Here is a 1,497-nt window from a genome sequence, read left to right on the forward strand (position 1 = left end):
CATTGGTGACAAGTTAAGGAAGAAAGAGGTTTGTCAAGGGGGAACTATCCTTGAGGGAAAAAATGTGTGAAACTCAGACTGGACAAGTCATTGAGGCACAGTGAGTCCCCATGAGCCGAAACCGAAAAACCAACAGAGACCATGCCAAGAACAGCCAACGACCGATGGTCGAAGACGAAGTGGTCGCTGCCCAACTCGAAGCCTTGGTCATGCCCGCCATTACCGCTCAAGAAAATTACTACCGCCGACTGGGGTTGAGAGACCGGATACTCAACCTACCATTGATGGTGGCAGCGCTCCTGACTCTACTGTGGCGAGATGTGGCAGGAGTCCGGGAATTAAGCCGCATCTTAGGAAGAGAAGGTTTTTTATGGTGTCCCCCCACACAGGTAAGTCAACAAGCTCTTTCTCAAAGATTTTTGACCTTTCGGGCCGAGTTATTCGAGAGAGTTTTCAAAGAATTGTTGCCCCATCTGAGACAGGCTTGGTGCTTACGAACTCGCCGTCTTGAACCCGAAAGTACACAGTTTGCCCGTCGCTGCTTTGAGCAGATTTGGATCGCCGACAGTTCAACCCTAGAAGCTCTATTTCGGAAACTCAAAAGTTTAGAAACTCTCCCCAAAGGTCAATTAGCCGGAAAGATGACAGTAGTCATCGATTTAATCACCCGCTTGCCGATCGAGATTGGATTTGACGAAAATCCCAGAGCCTCGGACACCTCCTGGGAGAAAGACCTGTTAGCATTAGTCAAACCCCAGACCTTACTGCTACTAGATAGAGGGTTCTATCACTTTCAATTTTGGCATCAATTGAGAGAACAAGGCGTGGATTTAATTACCAGACTCAAAAAACGAGCGACGATACAAGTCGAGGCAGTGTTGACCAACACCTATAGTCTGCGAGACCGCCGAGTGCGTCTGGGTTCGGGAACGAAAAAGACTCCATTTATCACCTTACGTTTGATAGAAGTGCGTTCGGGGAACACCTGGCATTCTTACCTGACCTCTGTACTCGACCCAGCCATTCTCCCGCCCTATGTGGTGGCGGATTTGTACCGACGGCGCTGGCGGATTGAAGAGGCATTTAACGTAGTAAAACGGCTGTTAGGACTCAGTTATTTATGGACGGGTTCCCTGAATGGCATCAAGTTACAGATTTGGGGAACTTGGCTGTTTTATGGCCTGTTGGTAGATTTAGGAGATGCCGTGGCTGACGAGATGTCCCTGGAATTTGAGAGCATTTCTTTGGAGATGATTTATCGAGGTCTGTATCATTTTCAAGTGGCTCATCACAAGGGATTAGCTGCTGACCCCGTGAAGTATTTTGCCGCTCCGGAAAATCGAGATTTAGGGATTGTCAAAGCTCAACGAAAACCCAAGGTTAAGTTGATTATCGCTCCCTTTCCCCAGACCGTCCGCACTGGGGAGCCCTTGTTCTTTGAGCCACCACCGAAAATTCCCTTGACAACGGGCTTTGAGCCTTAACTTGTCACCAATG

The 1,497-nt window shown here is 48.6% G+C and carries 1 protein-coding gene; it reads left to right on the forward strand.

Going from position 1 to position 1,497, the window contains the following annotated elements; genetic code table 11:
• Positions 1-164: 164 nt before the first annotated feature.
• Positions 165-1,484: an IS4 family transposase gene (locus tag QT996_RS28440; protein ID WP_333050850.1), complete on the forward strand. Its 1,320-nt coding sequence runs from the start codon at positions 165-167 to the stop codon at positions 1,482-1,484.
• Positions 1,485-1,497: the final 13 nt, after the last annotated feature.

The sequence above is a fragment of the Microcoleus sp. S13C4 genome (assembly GCF_036700865.1).
GTDB lineage: Bacteria > Cyanobacteriota > Cyanobacteriia > Cyanobacteriales > Microcoleaceae > Microcoleus.